Annotated in this window: 13 protein-coding genes; 9 read left to right on the forward strand and 4 right to left on the reverse strand. The window is 72.1% G+C overall.

The window, feature by feature from the left end:
- Positions 1 to 61: 61 nt before the first annotated feature.
- Entirely contained in the window at positions 62 to 979 is a 918-nt protein-coding gene (locus Phou_RS25955; protein WP_173060010.1) for an LLM class flavin-dependent oxidoreductase, read from the reverse strand.
- A gap of 158 nt (positions 980 to 1,137) precedes the next feature.
- On the opposite strand from Phou_RS25955, the gene Phou_RS25960 reads away from it, so the two are divergent.
- A complete protein-coding gene (locus Phou_RS25960; RefSeq protein ID WP_173060013.1) occupies positions 1,138 to 1,971 on the forward strand; it encodes a SigB/SigF/SigG family RNA polymerase sigma factor in 834 nt (277 codons plus the stop codon).
- Positions 1,972 to 1,987: 16 nt separating this feature from the next.
- Positions 1,988 to 2,887: a universal stress protein gene (locus Phou_RS25965; RefSeq protein WP_173060015.1), complete on the forward strand. Its 900-nt coding sequence runs from the start codon at positions 1,988 to 1,990 to the stop codon at positions 2,885 to 2,887.
- A 5-nt stretch (positions 2,888 to 2,892) separates the two neighbouring features.
- Here the strand turns inward: Phou_RS25965 and Phou_RS25970 are convergent, their stop codons facing one another.
- Entirely contained in the window at positions 2,893 to 3,330 is a 438-nt protein-coding gene (locus Phou_RS25970) for a VOC family protein (protein WP_173060018.1), read from the reverse strand.
- Between the two features lie 141 nt (positions 3,331 to 3,471).
- On the opposite strand from Phou_RS25970, the gene Phou_RS25975 reads away from it, so the two are divergent.
- Both Phou_RS25975 and Phou_RS25980 read left to right on the forward strand, forming a co-directional pair.
- Positions 3,472 to 4,467, forward strand: a complete 996-nt coding sequence (locus tag Phou_RS25975; RefSeq protein ID WP_173060022.1) for a cellulose binding domain-containing protein — start codon at positions 3,472 to 3,474, stop codon at positions 4,465 to 4,467.
- Between the two features lie 70 nt (positions 4,468 to 4,537).
- Positions 4,538 to 7,027 (forward strand): ATP-binding protein, encoded by a 2,490-nt coding sequence (locus tag Phou_RS25980; protein WP_173060025.1) that lies wholly within the window; start codon positions 4,538 to 4,540, stop codon positions 7,025 to 7,027.
- Positions 7,028 to 7,102: 75 nt separating this feature from the next.
- Here Phou_RS25980 and Phou_RS25985 read toward each other — a convergent pair whose 3' ends face one another.
- The gene (locus Phou_RS25985) at positions 7,103 to 7,528 is read right to left on the reverse strand and encodes a cellulose binding domain-containing protein (protein WP_173060028.1); all 426 of its coding nucleotides are present in this window, start codon (positions 7,526 to 7,528) and stop codon (positions 7,103 to 7,105) included.
- A 326-nt stretch (positions 7,529 to 7,854) separates the two neighbouring features.
- On the opposite strand from Phou_RS25985, the gene Phou_RS25990 reads away from it, so the two are divergent.
- On the forward strand, positions 7,855 to 10,947 hold the full coding sequence (locus Phou_RS25990; protein ID WP_173060031.1) for an endo-1,4-beta-xylanase: 3,093 nt from the start codon (positions 7,855 to 7,857) through the stop codon (positions 10,945 to 10,947).
- Positions 10,948 to 11,590: 643 nt separating this feature from the next.
- Here the strand turns inward: Phou_RS25990 and Phou_RS25995 are convergent.
- A complete protein-coding gene (locus Phou_RS25995) occupies positions 11,591 to 13,156 on the reverse strand; it encodes a GMC family oxidoreductase (RefSeq protein ID WP_173060034.1) in 1,566 nt (521 codons plus the stop codon).
- 190 nt (positions 13,157 to 13,346) lie between these two features.
- Between Phou_RS25995 and Phou_RS26000 the strand changes: the two genes are divergently transcribed.
- From Phou_RS26000 to Phou_RS26015, 4 genes are read left to right on the forward strand one after another with little or no spacing between them, the layout of a single operon-like run.
- The gene (locus Phou_RS26000; protein ID WP_173060037.1) at positions 13,347 to 14,024 is read left to right on the forward strand and encodes a hypothetical protein; all 678 of its coding nucleotides are present in this window, start codon (positions 13,347 to 13,349) and stop codon (positions 14,022 to 14,024) included.
- Between the two features lie 11 nt (positions 14,025 to 14,035).
- Positions 14,036 to 14,308 (forward strand): hypothetical protein, encoded by a 273-nt coding sequence (locus Phou_RS26005; protein ID WP_173060040.1) that lies wholly within the window; start codon positions 14,036 to 14,038, stop codon positions 14,306 to 14,308.
- Complete coding sequence (locus Phou_RS26010; RefSeq protein ID WP_173060044.1) at positions 14,296 to 15,855, forward strand: LuxR family transcriptional regulator; 1,560 nt, start codon at positions 14,296 to 14,298, stop codon at positions 15,853 to 15,855. The genes Phou_RS26005 and Phou_RS26010 overlap by 13 nt, the downstream gene beginning before the upstream one ends.
- A 40-nt stretch (positions 15,856 to 15,895) precedes the next feature.
- Positions 15,896 to 17,983: a hypothetical protein gene (locus tag Phou_RS26015; RefSeq protein ID WP_173060047.1), complete on the forward strand. Its 2,088-nt coding sequence runs from the start codon at positions 15,896 to 15,898 to the stop codon at positions 17,981 to 17,983.
- The last annotated feature ends 58 nt before the right edge of the window (positions 17,984 to 18,041 follow it).

An 18,041-nucleotide genomic window follows, 5' to 3' on the forward strand; every position in this document is an offset into this window, starting at 1 on the left:
ATGCCCTTCGCCGCGAGGGCATTGCCCGATCGTAGAACCCGACCCAGCAGCCGGGCTGGCGTCAGACCAGGGGCACGACGTCCCGCATGAAGCGGGCCAGCTGCACCTCGGCGTCGGCCAACGGCCAGATGAACATCCGGTCGACACCGGCCTCGGCGTACCGCCGTACGAGGGCGGCGCAGCTCTCCGCCGGGCCCACCAGCACGCGGCCGGACAGCTGCTCCACCGGCCGGTTCAGCATCGCCGCCAGCTCTGCCAGCCGCGTGTCGCGGGCGCGGCTGTCGTCCGTGACGTAGGTCCACATCGTGGCCAGCGCGCACGGGAAACGGTCGAGGCTCCTGCCGTCCCGTTCGAGCGCGGCGGCCAGCTTCGCGCGCGCGTCCACGATCCGTGCCGGCGTCGTGTTGTACGCCGAGGCGACCCAGCCGTCGCCCAGGCGCGCGACGCGTCTCAGGCCGGCGTCCGAGCCCCAGCTGGCGACCCAGATCGGCGGTCCGTCCACTCGCGGCGGGCGCGGCCGCAGCGGTGGCCCGCCCGCGTAGAAACGGCCCTCGAACGGCGCGCCGTCCGTCAGGCAGGCCCGCAGGACCTGGATCGACTCCTCGAAGCGCGGCCACCGCTCGCCGAACGGCACGCCGGCGGCCTCGTAGTCGTGCGCGGACGAGCCCGGCCCCACCCCGAGGACGAGCCGGCCGCCGGACACGACGTCCAGCGCGGCGGCCGCCTTGGCCAACGCCACCGGCCCGCGCACGACCGGCAGCGCCACCGAGGTGGCCAGCTCCAGGTCGCCGCTGGCCTCCACCACCGCCGCCAGGGCGACGAGGCCGTCCAGCCAGGGCCGCTGGAAGACAAGGTGGTCGTTGGCGGTGACGCACGCGTACCCCAGGTGCCTCGCCGCGGCCGCGTAGGAGGCCAAAGCTCGCGGCTGCCAGCCCTGATCCTCGAAGTCGATCAACGGTAGATGCGCGCCGTACCGCATGGCCGAGACCCTACCGAACAACCGTTGGGCGATCTGCGCGGTTTTCCATGCTTTAGTCTGTTAAAATACTCAGCCTTTCGGCTACCCTTCGAGTGGCTGAATGGTCTACCGTGAGGGTGATCAAGGTGACCGGCACCCCGGAAACGAGGGACGCCACTATGGGAGGACCCACCGTGACTGACACCCTTCTTTCCCCTTCCGCCACCACCGCTGCCCCGGCCAGCGCGGTCAAGGAGCCGAAGCCGCGCAGCGAAGGCGCGGACCTGTTGGCGGCCATGTCGGCGCTGCCCGCCGGCCACCCGTCGCGGCCTGCCCTGCGGGAGCAGACGATCAACGCGTTCGCGCCGCTGGCCCAGCACCTGGCCAACCGCTACCACGGCCGCGGCGAGCCCCTCGACGACCTGGTCCAGACCGCGATGATCGGTCTTATCAAGGCCGTCGACCGGTTCGACCCCGAGCGCGGTGTCGACTTCGTGGGCTACGCGATCCCCACCATCATCGGCGAGATCAAGCGCCACTTCCGGGACCGGACCTGGGGTGTGCGGGTGCCGCGGCGGCTGCAGGAGCTGCGGCTGGCCATCTCCGAGGCCAACACCGTCCTGTCGCACAGCCTGGGCCGCTCGCCGACGGTCGCGGACGTCGCCGCCCACCTGAACATCACCGAGGAAGAGGTTCTGGAAGGGCTGGAAGGCGCCCGCGCGTACAACAGCGTGTCGCTGTCCACGCCGATGTCCTCCGACAGCGGCTCCGAGCTCGGCGACATGCTGGGCGAGGCGGACCCCGAGTTCGCGCAGGCGGAGCTGAAGGTCGCGCTGGAGCCCGCGCTGGCGACACTCGACCCGCGCGAGCAGAAGATCGTGATCCTGCGGTTCTACGGCAACCTCACCCAGAGCCAGATCGCCGAGCAGATCGGCGTGTCGCAGATGCACGTGTCCCGGCTGCTGAGCAAGGCGTTGGTCAAACTGCGCGGCCAGTTGGCCGACCTCGGTTAAGCACTTGTAGGTGGCGATGTCCGATCTTGTTGTTGTCGGCGTCGACGGTTCCGTCGAGTCGGACGCGGCGGTCCGGTGGGCCGCTGCCCGGGTCCAGCACCACGGCGGGCGGCTGCGACTCGTCCACGCTCATCCCGCGCCGATGGCGGTACCGGCGATCCCGTTCTTCGCGGCCGATCCCGCGTCGGAGGGCGATCTCGCGGACTACCTCCGCGCGGGTGAGGCCGTCCTGAAGGCTGCGCGCCAGGTCGCCGGGGACCGGGTGGACGCTGCCGCGGTTACCACCGACCTGGAGCCCGGCGGTGCCTCCGCGGTGCTGGTGGACGCCTCGACGAAAGCCGACCTGGTGGTGGTCGGCTCGCGCGGCCACGGCGGGTTCGCCGGGCTACTGCTCGGCTCGGTCAGCTCCCAGCTGGCCACGCACGCCCACTGCCCGACCGTGGTGGTCCGCGGCCAAGCGCCCTCCGATGGCGCGGTCGTCGTCGGCGTCGACGGATCCGAGCCCTCGAACGCGGCTGTGGCGTTCGCGTTCGCCGAGGCCAGCCGGCTCGGCGCCCGGCTGGTGGCGGTACACGCCTGGAGCGTCCCACTGCCGACCGGACCGGCCGAAGCGGCCGCGATGTTGAGCAGCGGCTACAACCGGGAGCGGTACGAGCAGGCCGCCCAGCAGGTGCTCGCCGGCGCGCTGCGGCCCGGCCGGGAGCGCTACCCGGACCTGCCGGTCGAGGCGCGGACCGTCGAGGCCAACGCCGCCGACGCGCTGCTGGCCGCCGATGAGCGCCCCGCCATGGTCGTGGTCGGGTCTCGCGGCCACGGTGGGTTCGCCGGGCTGCTGCTCGGGTCGACCAGCCAGTCGGTGCTGCACCACGCCTCGTGCCCGGTCGCGGTCATCCGGCCGGCGGCGGCGGGCGACTGACCTCGTCAGCCCCAGGTAAGCAGGGCGCCGCGCTCGTCGAAGGCGGCCTCGGGGCCCCAGGTGATCTCCCACCGGTTGCCCTCGGGATCGGCGATGAACGCCGAGCGGCCGCCCCAGGACCGATCGGTCGCGGCGGCGACCGGGGTGGCGCCCGCGGCCACGGCTGCGGTGAAGACCCGGTCGACGTCGTCGCGGGTGTCGACGGTGCAGGCGAGGGTGACGCCCGACCAGCCGGTCGGTTGAGGGCTGCCGGGTGCGGCCTCGTCGGTGACGTCACCCATCGGGGCCAGCGCCAGCAGTACGCCGCCGAGCAGGAAGCCGGCCCAGGTGTCGTCGGCGCCGGGCATTTCCTGCCAACCAAGCGTCCGGTAGAAGCCGCGGAGCGCGCCCATGTCCCGGGCGCCCAGCGTGACTATCGACAGTCGTGCGGGAATTCCGGTCATGCCTCGGATCCTGCCAGAGCAGGCGTCCAACGGTGTCCAATCACGTCCAGCATCGCGCCGGCGGGCGCGCGGATCGACGGATCATTCGGGCCTGGGCGCCCGTTCGCACTGGCGGCCATCGATCGACCTTAGGAGGTTTCCGTGCTCCGCCGCCTCGCCCGCGCCGCCGTACCGGTGCTGGTCGTCGTGCTGGCCTCCGCACTGGCACCGGCACCCGCCCACGCCGCCACCCCACTCGCCACGCCGACCAACCTCAAGGCGCTCTACGTCGCGGACACCAGCGCCGAGCTGGACTGGCTGAGTGACGGCCTCGCCGCACAGGACGTGGTCGAGCGCAACGTCAACGGGGCGTGGCGGGAGTACACCCGCGCATCGTCCGGCCACCTCGTGCTGAGCGGGCTCAGCCGGGCCACCACGTACACGTTCCGGGTCTACTCCCTGCCGCACGAAGGGTTGGACAACACGCGCAGCGCGTACTCCGCGCCGGTCACGTTCACCACGCTGGCCGCGCCCGACGCGGTGCCGCCGGCGAAGCCGCCGACGCCGCTGTCCAACGGCGTCAGCCTCACCACCACCGTGGCCACCGTCTTCTGGGGCGAGGCCACCGACAACGTCCGGGTCACCGGGTACCACCTGCAGCAACTCATCGGGGGCGCCTTCACCACGATCCGCACGGTCGGGTGGGGCGAACGGTTCCAGACCATGTACGGGCTGAGCCCGAGCACCACGTACACGTTCGCGGTCATCGCCTTTGACGCGAACGGCAACCAGTCCGTGCGCTCGGACCCGGTCAGCTTCACGACCCTCGCGCTCACCGCGACGATGACCTGCCGGACCCAGGTCATCTCCTACGGCACGGGGCGGTCGTTCGTCGCCAACGTCACGCTCGTCAACACGACAGCGGTCGCCACCACCGGCTGGACGATCCGGTTCACGTTGCCGGCGACGATGGCGGCGGGCAGCGCGTTCAACGGCGCACTGACCCGGGACGGCGACAGCGGCATGCTCACCCCGCTGGCCTACTCGGCCCGGATCGGACCCGGCGGCCAGATCACCGTCGGCTTCTCCGGCGGCGGGGTGGCGGCCGTCCCACCGAGCGGCTTCACCGTCGACGGGCTGCCCTGCCCGGCCGCGTGATGCGTACGCTCTATCCATTGACCGCCGTGTCTATTCGCTGAACCTGTGGGGCGAGGTCGAGCCACGTACTTTGGACGACCTCGCCCGGGTTCTTCGCGCGCTGCGCCGCCGGCACGCCCGCCGTACCGGCGGCGCCGAGCTGACCTACCGGGAGCTTGCCGCCGCCACCGGGTGGTCGCGCGGCATCATCGGCGAATATCTCACCGGCCGGATCCTGCCGCCCACCGGGCGGTTCGACGCGCTGATCCGCCTGTTCGGCGCGACCCCGGCCGAACAGGGCGCGCTGGCCACCGTGCGGGACCGGGTCGAGGAGGAGCGGCGCCGCGGCGGGTCTCCCGGGGTACCGCGGCAGCTGCCGGCCGACGTGTTCGGCTTCACCGGCCGGGCGGCGCAGCTGGCCGCGCTCGACGCGTTCGTCGGTGGCGACGCCCGTCTCGCGGCGGTGACCGGCACGGCCGGGGTGGGCAAGACAGCCCTTGTCGTGCACTGGGCGCACCGGGTCGCCGGCCGCTTCCCCGACGGCCAGCTCTACGTCGACCTGCGCGGCTACGATCCCGGTCCGCCGGTCGCGCCGGCCGACGCGCTCGCCGGGTTTCTGCGGCGGCTCGGCGTCGAGGCCGGGGAGATCGCCGGCGAACCGGACGAGCGTGCGGCGCAGTTCAGGACGGTCCTCGCCGACCGGCGGGTGCTCGTGGTGCTCGACAACGCCGCGAGCGCCGACCATGTCCGGCCGCTGCTTCCCGGTACCCCCTCATGCCTGGCCGTGGTGACCAGCCGCGACTCGCTGGCGGGCCTGGTGGCGCGCGACGGAGCGCGCCGGTTGGACCTCGGCGCACTCACCGACGCGGAGGCGGTCGACCTGCTGCGTACCCTCGTCGGCGCCCGGGTCGACGCGGACCCGGCGGCCGCGACGGCGCTGTCCGGACGCTGCGCCCACCTGCCGCTGGCGCTGCGGATCGCCGCCGAGTTCGCGACCACCCACCCCGGGATGCCCCTCGCCGACCTCGCCACGGATCTGCACGACGAGCAGGCGCGGCTCGACCTGCTCGACGCGGCCGGTGACCCGCGCACCGCGGCCCGCTCCGCGTTCTCGTGGTCCTACCGCCACCTCTCCCCGTCCGGCCGGGAGGCGTTCGCCCGGCTCGGCCTGCACCCCGGGCGGGAGGTGGACGCGTACGCGGTGGCCGCGCTGGCCGACACCGGCCTCGCCGAGGCGCGGCTGCTGCTCGCCGAACTCGGCCGGGCACACCTTGTCGAGCCGGCCGGCGCCGCCATGTACCGGATGCACGACCTGCTGCGTGCCTACGCCGTGGAGCACGCGGCCAACTGCGCTGAGCCGGAGGCGGCCCTGACCCGGCTGTTCGACCATTACCTGGGCGCCGCGGGCGCCGCGATGGACGCCCTCTTCCCGCACGAACGGCGGGGGCGGCCCGCGGTCGCGCCGCCACGTACGCCACGGCCGGTGCTGGACGAGCCGGTCGCCGCCACCGCCTGGCTCGACGATGAGCGCTCCAACCTCGTCGCGGTGGCCGGGCACGCGGCCGCGCACGGCTGGGGGCGGTACAGCGTCGAGCTGTCCCGGATCCTGTGGCGCCATTTCGAGGTGGGCGGTCACTACCAGGAGGCGCTCGCGGTACACGAAGCGGCCCTCTCGGCGGCTCTCGCACAGGGCGGGTCGGGTGTGGCGTGCGGCCTTCCGGCGGTGCTCACGAACCTTGGTGGCATCCACTGGTGGCTGGGCAACCACAAGCAGGCACGGGCGCACTTCGAGCGCGCCATCTCGGGATACGAGGAGCTCGACGATCCGGAAGGGCGGGCGCGGGCGTTCGCGCGGCTCGCGCTGGTCCACGAGCGGCTCGGCGACTACCGGGAGGCGAAAGCTCACCTCACCGAGGCACTGGCCGGCTACCGGCGCACCGGCAACCGGCACGGCGAGGGCTCGCAGCTTGTCAACCTCGGCACCTTGTTCAGGCGGCTTGGGTGGTACGCCGAGGCGGCCGAACACCAGCGCCGGGCGGCCGAACTCTTCGTGGCGGTGGGCGACCGGCGCCTCGAGGGGTACGCGCTGGGCAACCTCGCCGCGGTCGAGAGCCTCCTCGGCCGCCACGACGACGCTCTGGCCCACCTGGGGCGGGCGCTCGCGCACTGCCGCGAGTCCGGTGACCGCGGCGGTGAGGGCAGCGCGTTGGGCACGATCGGTGCGGTGCACCGGCGGCAGGGGCGGCTCGACGAGGCGCGCGACCACCTGCACCGGGCGCTGGCGATCAGCCGGACGACCGGTGACCGCGGCCTGGAGATCGAAACGCTCAACACGCTCGGCGAGACACTGCGGGCGCTGAGGGAGCTGGAGGCGGCGCTGGGCCACCACAGGGCCGCGGCCGACCTTGCGGAGGCGGCCGGCGAGCGGTTCGAGCTGGCGCGCGCTCTGGACGGCGGCGCCGAAGCACTCGACCTGCTCGGCGAGCGCGAGGAGGCGTGCGCGTGGTGGCGGCGGGCGCTGGAGATCTACGCGGCGCTGGGCGTGCCGGAGACCGAGCGGGTGCGAGGACGACTCGGCTAGTGCGGTGTCCACTGTGGTTCGCCGGTCTCCCGGCGACCAGGCCCTGCCGGATCCGGAAACGTCAGTGGCCGCGCCCTAGCAAGGCGTGCCGTTGATGGTGATGTCGGTCGGCACGTCGGCTGACGGCGCCGTGGCGCTCCATCCGAACGCGCGCGTCTCGCCGGTGCGCACCACGCCGTTCCACACCATGTTGACCGCGACGATCTGCGAACCCTGCTGGGTCATCCGCGCCGACCAGCCGACCACGTTGCTGGTCGGCACGGGCGCGGTCCAGCGGACCGTCCAGCCGTTGATCGTCGGTCCGTTGTTGACGATCTTGAGGTCGGCGCTGAAGCCGCCGGACCAGGCGCCGAACACGATGTACTCGCAGGTCACGCCGCCCGGGTCGGAGGTTGCCGCGTCCGGCGCGGCGCTCGCGGTGCCCGACATGGCCACCGCGAGCGGCACGGCCGCGACCATCGCCGCGAACCGGATCGCTCTACGCGCCGACGATCCCGTCATGGTGCTGCCTCCCGGACCGTAAACTAATCGACCAACGTCAAAGTCTCGTGGGGTCGGTGCCATTGTCAATCGGCCGATCGGCTTGCCGCATGTCATGGCGCGGAGGCCGGCGAGTGTTCCGCTCGCCGGCACTCCTCGATGTCATCTGGACAAAGTGGACGGTGGGACCGCGGGCATCGACGGCCGCATAGGACATCGATAAGATGCGGGCCGTTCCATCTCCTGGTGCCTGGGCACGCCGGGCGTTGGTGCGCCCCAAAAAAGCCCGATCTAGGAGCATGCCCATGCGCCGCAAACATAGGTTTTCGCGCAGATTGAGAGCGGTAGTGGCGGTCTGTCTGGCCGTCACCGGTTCGGTCGCCGTTGCCGGCCTGGCCGCCGGAGCGGACACGGTCACCGTCAGCGCCGCCAACTTCGAGGACGGCACGACCGGTACCTGGACCCAGAGCGGCTCTGTCACCCTCGAGGTGGCTGACCAGCCCGAGGGTGGCAAGGCACTGCACATCGTCGACCGCGACAACGACTTCGAAGGCATCCAGTCGCCGGCCGGGATCTTCGAGCCCGGCGTCACGTACACGCTGTCGATGCGGGCACGGCTTCCCGAAGGCACCGCCGGCACGCCGGGCGTCCGTTTCGTCGCCAAGCCGGCCTTCACCTGGATCGGAAACGGATCGGTGAGCGCCGCCGGCTGGACCACCCTCACCGGGAGCTGGACCGCGCCGGAGGGCACCGACCCGTCCCAGTTCCAGATCTACATCGGTAGTGAAAACCTCGCCGCGCCGTATACGCTGATCGTCGACGACATCCTCATCACCGCGCCCGGCGACGGCGGTCCCGAGCCGGGCACGGTGGTCCTGGACACCGACTTCGAGGACGGGTTCGACGGCTGGGTGCCGCGCGACGGCGGCCAGGGCGCGCCGGCGCTGGAGCTCAGCGGTGTGGCGCACGGCGGCGCGGCCGCCGCGCTGGTGACGAACCGGCCAAACCAGGGCGCCGGCATCGGGCACGACGTGACCGGCCAGATCGAGGGCGGCGCGACGTACGAGCTGAGCGCCTGGCTCCGGTTTGCCGAAGACCAGCCGACCGACGAGATCTGGCTGAGCCTGCAGAGCAGCGCGGGCGGCAGCCAGTCGTTCAGCACGCTGGCCCGGTTCGACACGATCACGAACACGGGGTGGACGCAGGTGACGGCGAGCTTCACCGCGCCGGTCGCCGACAGCGCGTTCCTCTACTTCGAGACCCGCTACCAGAACGGGGCCACCGGCAACACGAGCCCCTTCCTCGTCGACGACGTCCTCGTGCGGGTGCCCGAGCCCCCGGTCATCGAGGACCTCACCGGCATCCACGAGACCGTCGACTTCCCGCTCGGCGTCGCCATCGACAGCCGCGAGACCGCCGGCGGTCCGTCGGAGCTGCTGCTGCGCCACTTCAACCAGGTCACGGCCGAAAACCACATGAAGCCCGAGTCCTGGTACAACGCGGAGCGCGCCTTCACCCCGCACGAGCAGGCCACGGCGATCATGCGGTTCGCGCAGCAGAACGACCTTTCGGTGTACGGGCACGTGCTGGTCTGGCACAGCCAGACGCCGGCGTGGTTCTTCCAGAACGAGGCCGGCGAGCCGCTGACGAACTCGGCGGCCGACCAGCAGGTCCTGCGTGACCGGCTGCGCACGCACGTCTTCGCCATCGCCGAGCACATGAGCGAGACCTACGGCCCGTTCGGCAGCGACACCAACCCGCTGGTGGCGTGGGACGTGGTAAACGAGGTGATCGCCGACACCGGCGACTTCGCCGACGGCCTGCGCCGCAGCAACTGGTACAACATTCTCGGCGAGCAGTACATCGATCTCGCCTTCCAGTACGCCGAGGAGGCGTTCAACGAGGTCTACGCCGCGGACGGCGTGACCCGCCCGGTCAAGCTGTTCATCAACGACTACAACACCGAGCAGGCCGGCAAGCGGGGCCGCTACATTGCCCTGGTCGAGCGGCTTCTCGCCCGCGGCGTTCCGGTCGACGGCGTGGGGCACCAGTTCCACGTCAACCTCTCGATGCCGGTCTCCGCCCTCGACGACGCGCTCGCGGCGTTCGAGGACATGCCGGTCACGCAGGCGGTGACCGAGTTCGACGTGCCGACCGGCACGCCGGTCACCGAGGCGCTCCGCATCGAGCAGGGGTACTACTTCCGGGACGCGTTCAACGTGTTCCGCAAGTACGCCGACGACATGTTCTCCGTGACCGTGTGGGGTCTGACCGACGGCCGCAGCTGGCGGTCGGCCAACGGCGCCCCGCTGATCTTCAACGACTCGCTGCGGGCGAAGCCGGCCTACTACGGCGCGGTCGGCGGGCAGGACCTGCCACCCCGGCTGCGCACCGCGAACGTGTTCGCGGGCACGGTCCCGCTGGACGCGGCGGCGACCAGGTCGCTGGAGTGGTCCAAGCTTCCGCTGCACCCCGTCGAGGAGGTGGCCGGCTTCCAGCTGCGCTGGGCACCCGATCACCTCACGGCGTACGTCACCGTCACCGACGGCGACGTGGAGGCCGCGGACGCGGTGACGTTCGAGCTCGGCGATGCCACGTACACCGTCGGCCGTGACGGCGCGACCGCCGGTGGCGCGAGCGCCGTGGTCACCGCCCGCGACGGCGGGTACGCCGTGGTGGCACACCTGCCGCTGTCCGGAGCGGCGCTGGGCGACACGCTCGCCCTGGACGTACGGGCCACCGACGGCGCGAGCACGGTCGGCTGGAACAGTCCGGGCGTCACCGGCACGCTCTCGCTGGTCGAGGAGCTGTCCTATTTGGAGGTTCGGCAGGCCCGCAGCGCGGTGACGGTCGACGGCACGGTCGACCAGGTGTGGGCCGACGCCAACGCGGTCACGACCGCCAAGTCCGTCGAGGGTGACGGCGGTGCGATCGCGACGGTACGCACGCTCTGGCAGGACCAGACGCTCTACGTCCTGGCCGAGGTGGCCGACCCGGTGATCGACGTGTCGGCTTCCGACCCGTGGGCGCAGGACTCGGTGGAGTTCTTCGTGGACGCCGGCAACGCCAAGAACGGCGCGTACCGCGGCGACGACACCCAGATCCGCATCAACGCCAACAACGTGGTGTCGTTCGGCACGGGAGACGAGGCATCCCAGGCCGCGCGCCTGCGGTCCGCGACCACCCGGGTCGACGGCGGCTACGTCGTCGAGGCGGCGATCAGCCTGCTCACGTACGGCGGGCCGGCCACGTTCCACGGGCTCGACTTCCAGGTCAACGACGCGGCCGCGGGAGTGCGCACCGCGATCCAGACCTGGGCCGACCCGACCAGCCTGGGGTACCAGACCACGGCGCGCTGGGGGTCGGCCAGCTCGTCGGCCCCGCGCCGATCAGGAACATCGAGCCGCCGCGCATCATCTCGCTGCTGGACCTCGGCCTGATCGCGCTTCCCGGCAAGTGGTCCGTCGAGGGCGCGAAGTTCAGCTACCAGTGGCAGCGCAACGGCGTCAACATCCCGGGGGCGACCCTGCCGATCTACGTCGTGCGGCCGGCCGACGCGGGACAGCAGATCCGGGTCGTGGTCACCGCCCGCGCCACGGGGTACGCCCCGGGGTCGGCGGCCTCCGAGCCGATCCGCATCAGAAACCGGCACAGGTAGCCGGTGGGGTTCCCGGCCCGCCCGTCGAGGCGGGCCGGGTTTCCCCCTCAGCCCGCGCTCCCGCGTACCAGCGGTCCCGAGCAGCGGATTTCAATGCGGTGCAATCCGGCCTCAAGCACCCCGTGCCAGGGTCTGCGGGTCTCGAACACCGGCGACGTGGGGCTCGCGTCAGCAACCGACGAGCTGGCCCCCCGCGAACGCATGGGAGTGCGAAGACTGGCTGCGGTGGTAATCCTGCCGCCCGACTGGTGACTTCACCGGTGACGCGCGCAGCGACGGCGCGGCCCAGTACCCCAGCGGCGAGCTGCGGGCGTGGCGGTCGACCGGCACCCTGGCCGACAGCCAGCTCCTCGCCCACCCAGCGGAGTGCGGATCGGTACAGGATGGACGGTCGGCAACGTGCCGCGCATCCTCTGAGCGGTCCGTCAGTGCAAGATCAGGTCCGAGGCGTGCCAGGCGATGGCCATGACCGGACCGTTGAGGTTGCCCGAGACCATGATGGGCAGCACAGAGGCGTCGACGACCCGTAGGTTGGCCACACCGCGCACCCGAAGTTGCCCGTCGACCACGTCGTCGTCGTTCGGTCCCATCGCGCAGGTGCCGATCGCGTGGTACCCGCAGTAGCCGCGTTCCAGGGCGGCGTCGATGATGTCGTCGTCGCCCTGCACGGCCTTGCCGGGCAGTGTCTCGGCCGTGATCCGCCCGGCGATGGGCTCCGTCGCGAACAGCTCGCGCATGCGGCGGAAGACCGCCGCGCCGACGCCCCGGTCGTGCGCGGTCGCCAGGTAGTTGGGCACGATCTCGGGCGGTGCCTCGGGGTCCGACGACGTGATGCGCACGCTGCCTTCGCTGTCCGGTCGCAGCACGTGGCCCAGGCAGTTGACGCCCGGCTCGCGTTCCAGGGGCAGCTGCTTTCCGGGCAGCTGCGGTCCCGCGGAGAAGGGCGCCATCAACAGTTGGGCGTCTGGACGGTCGAGGTCGGGGCGGGTCTTGACGAACGCGAGCACGTCGTACACCGGTGCGGCGATCGGGCCCTCGCGGGTGACCAGGTACTTCAGGCCGGCCGTCGCCTGGCGCAACGGGGTGTTGAGCCGCCGGTTGTAGCCGAGGTCCTCCGCGAGCCGGAACTGGAGCTTGAAGACGCGGTGCTCGCGCATCCGGGCACCGACGTTCGGGCGGTCCAGCACCACGTCGACACCGGCAGCCCGGAGCACGTCGGCGGGGCCGACGCCGGACACCTGCAGGAGCCTCGGTGTGGCGATGCTGCCACACGCGAGGATGACCTCGCGCGAGACGGTGACGTCGGCGGTGCGACCACGCCGCCCGATGCGTACCCCCGTGGCTTTGCCCTTGTCGATCAGGACGCGCAGCGCGAGGGTGTCCGTCGCCACCGTCAGGTTGGGCCGGCGCCGCACCGGGTGCAGGAAGGCCGCCGCCGCGCTGACGCGGCGGCCGTTCCGGATCGTGGCCATCGTGTACCCGATGCGCTCGCCGTCGTGGGCGTTGAGGTCCCGCTCGTGGCTCCAGCCCAGGTTGACCCCTGCGGCGATCATCTCCTCGCACAGCCCGTCGGAGTCGGTGCCGGTGACCGCCGAGACGGACAGCCCGGTCTGCTCCATCTTCGTGAAGATTGGACCGATGGTGTCCCAGCCCCAGCCCGGGTTGCCCAAGCGTTCGAGCTCGTCGTAGTCGGCCCGCTGGCCGCGGTTGTACACCAGGCCGTTGATCGAGCTGGATCCGCCGAGCGTCCGGCCACGCGGCCAGACCTCCGGGCGGGCGGTCGGGTGGAACGGGCGGACGGGAAACTGCCACGCCGTCCGCTTGCTGTCCATGAGCTGCGCGAAGCCCTTGGGGACCTTGATCAGGGGATGGGTGTCCCGCCCGCCTGCCTCGATCAGCAGCACCTGGACGCTGGGATCCTTGGACAGCCGGTTGGCAAGTACACAGCCCGCGGACCCCGCGCCGACGACGATGTAGTCGAACCTCCGCACCCGGCAGCCCTCCGTGATCGATTACTCACGGAACGATAGCGGAGTGTTGGCGTTCGTCGATGTTTGGGGCGCCCGAAGATTCACAGTGATCACAAGCCGGCTCTGAGCTGCGGATTCAATTCGCGTGCAAGGAAGAGGCAAACAGCCGGCCGCATAGTGACCAGGCCAGTGTGCGACTTGGGGGACAGCTATGCGTTTCGTGGTGAAGCGGCGTCGTGGTGCCGCTGCCGGCACCGCCCTGACGGCGGCCCTGCTGTTGAGCGGGACACCCGCGTACGACACGTTCACCGTGCAGACCGCCGACCAGGCCAGCTACCGGATCGCCGAAAGCGGCCTCTGCAAGGGAGACGCGGGAGCGCCGATGTTCGGCGGAGCCACGCCGGTCCTGTATGGACTCGTCAGCACCTCCTACCAGGCCGGCTGCCTCACCGAGGCCGAGACGCGAAGTGGCGCCACCGCGGTGCGGGTACAGGACCTGGGCGCGTGGATAGACCAGAAGGTGGCCGTGCAGTGTCAGCCGGGCACGTTGCGGCGGCCGGTCTCTCCAGACGCGCTCCATCGACTGGTCGAGGCTCACCGATCGGCCCGGCTCCACCAGCAGCGCGGCCATGACCGTGCGTTGCCGGGCCGGGCCCAGCTCGACGGGCCCGCCGTCCGCGTACGCCTCCAGCGGTCCCAGAACCTGAAACCGCATCGACGCCGTCCCCTTCCCGCCCTGATCGTTCGCCGCTTACGAGGGTCGATAGAACCTCCCGGCGATCGTCTTGTGGGCGGGGTGCGCCGAGTTTGCATCAACCCGCAACGCGCTCGGCCGGCAGCCGGACGTCGTGACGATCATCTGACAGCGCTGGTCAGGGCGGTCCGCTAGTTTCTGCGGGCGTGACGCCTTTCGCGGATGAGCCGCCGGCCCCCGGGCCCGCCAGGAGCCGTGGCTTCGCCGAGCTGCTGGCCGGTGAGCGGCTCGCGCTCACGCGCCATCCACTCGCACGCGTGGTCGACATCCTCCGCGCGGGCACTGAGGACGTCGACGCCCAGCTGCGGATGGCCACGTACGAGATGCTCGTCGGCCGCGACGACGACGCGCGGCGCCGGATGTCCACCGTGGAGGCGGCGGGGGCGGTGCCCGTGGAGTGCGCGCGGTGCGGCTGCTGACGTCGGTCTGGCAGGGGCGCCTCGCCGGCCTGGACCTCTCGATCCCCGCACCTGGCGACGACGACACCCCGGCCGGGCTCCTGGAGCTGACCGCGGTGGCCTTCGGCCGGCTCTGCGTCGACGGCGCCGGCACCGGCCACACCTGGGCCGAGCAGTCGGCGCTGACGGAGCGCTTCGCCAAGGGTGCGGAGTCGATGCTGTCGGCGGCCGCGCGTCACCGTGACCGGTTCGCCGCCGCCCTCCCGTTCGCTGTTCACGCCGCCGGCATCGGATCGCTCAGCGAGCACAGCGCGTGGTCGTCCGACTATCTCGGGCGCCTCGGCGCGGGTGCGCGGCGGTACGGCCTGATGGCGTGGGTGCCTGTCGTCGAGTTCTTCGAGGCGTTCGCGCTGCAGCACCTCGGCGAGTTCGAGCGTGCGCGCGAGCTGGTCGTCGCGGCGCTGCCCGGGCTGCGGCGCGATCCGAACTCGCCGTGGCTGCCGTTCGCGCTCGCGACCGAGTGCTTCGTGTCGGAGATCAGCGCCCAGCCCGTCGACCTGCGCTCGATCGAGCGGGAGCTGCTCACCAGCACGTGGCGCGCACGCCGGCCGATCGCCGCGCACACCGGGATCCACCTCATGGCGGCGAGCCTGGCCGAGCTCGGCGACCCGATCGGCGCGCGGCGCGTGCTCACCGCGGCGGGCGACCTTCGAGACCTCCAGCTGGTCAACGAGGACCGGGTCCGCGCCTACGAGATCGCGTTCCAGGCGGCGCTCGCGGACGGCGACCGGGCGGGTGCGGCGAGGTTCGTCGACGACGTCGGCGCGCTCATGACGTCCAACGCGCAACAGGCGGCTTTCGCCAGGATGCGGAGCCTGCTCGGCATGCCGGCGGATCCGATCGGCACCGCGCGGGCTTCCGGGACGGCGATCGAGCTCGTCCGCGCGCGGTGGTCCACGCTCGCCGGCGCTCTCGTGCGCGGCGACCGGGAGGACGCGCTCAGCGAGCTCGCGGCCCTCGACGCCGTCGCCGCGCAGTTGCGTACGACCGCGATCAGGGCTCGTGCGGTGGCGATGCTGCGGTCCGCGACGGAACGCCTGTCCGTGCCGCTGACACCCCGTCAGCTCGAGGTCGCGGCGCTGGCCGCCGCCGGGATGACGAACCGCCAGATCGCCGCGCACCTGTTTCTCGGCGTACGGACGGTCGAAACCTACGTCGCCGCGGCGCTGCGTGCCCTGGGGCTGCGCCGCCGAAGCGAGCTGGGCGCCCTGCGCCTGCCCGACGTCGAACAGCACGCGGACGAGCCCACCCAGCTCGGCTCGGTCGCCGACCTCACCAACCGGCAGGGGCAGGTGGCCGCGCTCATCGCCGCGGGGTGCACCAACGCGCAGATCGCCCGGACCTTGCGACTGGGTGAGAAGACCGTCGAGAAGCACATCGCGACCATCAAGGCCAACCTCGGAGCGACGAGCCGGGCGAGCATCACGGCCGCGTTCGTCCGCGCCGCGCCCTCGGACCGTCAGCTGCTGGCCGAGGTCGACCGCGGCGACCTCGAAGGCGATCTTTAGCGAAAAACGCCGTTCGCCACGCTGTGGTATTCGTTCTCGCATGGCGCTGGAGTCCCGGCTGGACCGCTGGTTCGCGCGGTCCGAGGCCTTGTTCGCGCGGATAGACGCCGTCTGGGACCGCGGACAGCGGTGGATCGACACGACCGCGGAGCGCACGGCGCGGGCGTGGGTTGGGCCGGTCCTGCTGGCGCTGGCCGCGACGGGCGCTGTCGTGGCGCTTCTGCGCCTGCTGCTGGCCGGGCTGCTCGGCGCCGGGCCGGGCGGCCGGTGGACCGGGGTGGCGTTGGCCGGGTCGCTGGCCCTGGTGCTGCTGGTCGTCGTGTTCCGCAACGTGCTGGTCTCGCTCGTCGCGCCGGAGCAGCGCCGCCACTTCCTGATCGCGTTGATGACCTCGGCGGCGGCGATGTTCGTCGGTGTGGAGGCGTTCGCCGCGCTCACCGTCGCGCTGGCCGGCCACGACGTGCCGATGTGGCCGGTGGAGCGGTTCTACCTGCGGCACCTGGTGCAGGCGGTGCCGCTGCTGGACATCCCGGCGCGTCTTGAGTGGAGTGAGCCGCCGGTGCTGCCCGGTATGGCCGGCCGCGTGCTGGCGCTGGCGTTCACGCTGCTGGTCATCCCGCCGCTGCTGCGCGTCGGTGTCGCCGTCTACCAGTACGTCGAGGGGCGCGCCCTGCAGCGCCGGTTCACGGCGGCGGTGGCCAGCCAGGTGCGCCGCTCGCACTCCGGTTACGCCGAACCCGCGGTGCCGGTCGCGATGGTGGCGGCCGCCGGCGCCGGCGCCGTGTGGAGCGTCCTCGGCCCGGGAGGTCACCGGCCGGCCGCGCTGTGGTCGCTGGCGGGGCTCGCGGCGCTGCTCACCGTCGCGGCGGTGCTGGTGGCCGCCGCGCTCGTCGCCGGCCTTGTCGTGTTCGGGCTCGACGACCAGCCACTGCCGTTCGCGCTGCTGCCGGCGATCGGCCTGGTGTGGTTCGACAGCCCGTTCCGGCGGGCGCTGCTGCCGGCCGCCGCACATTGGGGAGTCGCGGGGCGGATCGGCGCGACGCTCGTGGTGTTCATCGTGGTGCTGGTGGTCGTGGGGATCTTTCTGTGGGCCGATCCTGAGCTTGCCGGCGCGGTCGTCGGCCTCGGGCTCGTGCTGGGTTTTCTCGGCGCCGACGCGCCGGCGGCGGTCTGGGTCCGTGAGCAGCTGACCTGGCGGCCGTGGGGTTTCGCGGTCGACCGGATGATCATTGCCGCTGCCGCGTGGTTCACCGTCGCCTACCTGCTCCGCGTGCTGTGGCAGTCGGCGCGCCGGGTCCCGAAGCTGGGCCAGTACGGCTACCGCGACACGGCCAGCGATCTGCGCGAGGACCTGCGCGGGTACACGCTGGTGGCGGTGCACATCGTGATCGCCGCGGCGGCCGCGCTGACCCTGCTCCGCGCCGCCGGCGCGCTGACCGTCACCACGAGCCCGGGCGACCGCTGGTCCGGGGCCACGCAGGCGCTGTCGGCCGCCGCGTGGCACACCGTCGACTCGTTGCCGGGACCGGACGTGCCCGGCATCCTGGACTGGCGGCTGACCACCGACTTCCGCGGGCCGTGGGCGGGGCTCGTGGTGATCCTCGCCGTCGCGGCCGTGGTCGTCTTCGCCGGCTTCCCGCTGATCCGCACGGTCCTCGTGTGGGCGCGGCTTGCCGTCCAGCACCCGGGCGCGCAGCGACCGGCCGGCGACGGGCTCGTGGCCACGCCGGCCGCGGTGGAGGCCAACCTCCGCCGCGTGGTCGCGTTCGTGACCTCCGCCTCGCGCGACCACGGCCACGACCGCTGGGTGATCCGCACCCGCACGGTGTTGGGCAGCGACCGCATTGTCGCCGGACACCGCATGGCCGCCGCGGAGCAGCGACTCGTCCAGGCGACCGTCGACCTGCCGAAGCTGGCCGAGCTTTTCGGGGCCGGCTCACCCTCGTACGCGGCCGCCGACGCCGCGGTCGCCAAGGTCAGCGAGGCGTACGCCGCGTACGCCACCGCGTTCGCGGGCCGCAAGACCGAGGTGGACGAGAAGGCCACCGCGGCGCTCCAGGCACTCGACGAGTACACCCGGGTGGTCGAGCGCTGGCGGGCCGCGGTCGACGCCGCCGGCTCGCCCTGAGCGGTGACGGGTGCGACAACTTCGATTAATATCGATGTCTGTCGACGTGTGAGGAGGG

Origin of the sequence: Phytohabitans houttuyneae (assembly GCF_011764425.1) — a bacterium.
In the GTDB taxonomy this organism is placed as follows: domain Bacteria; phylum Actinomycetota; class Actinomycetes; order Mycobacteriales; family Micromonosporaceae; genus Phytohabitans; species Phytohabitans houttuyneae.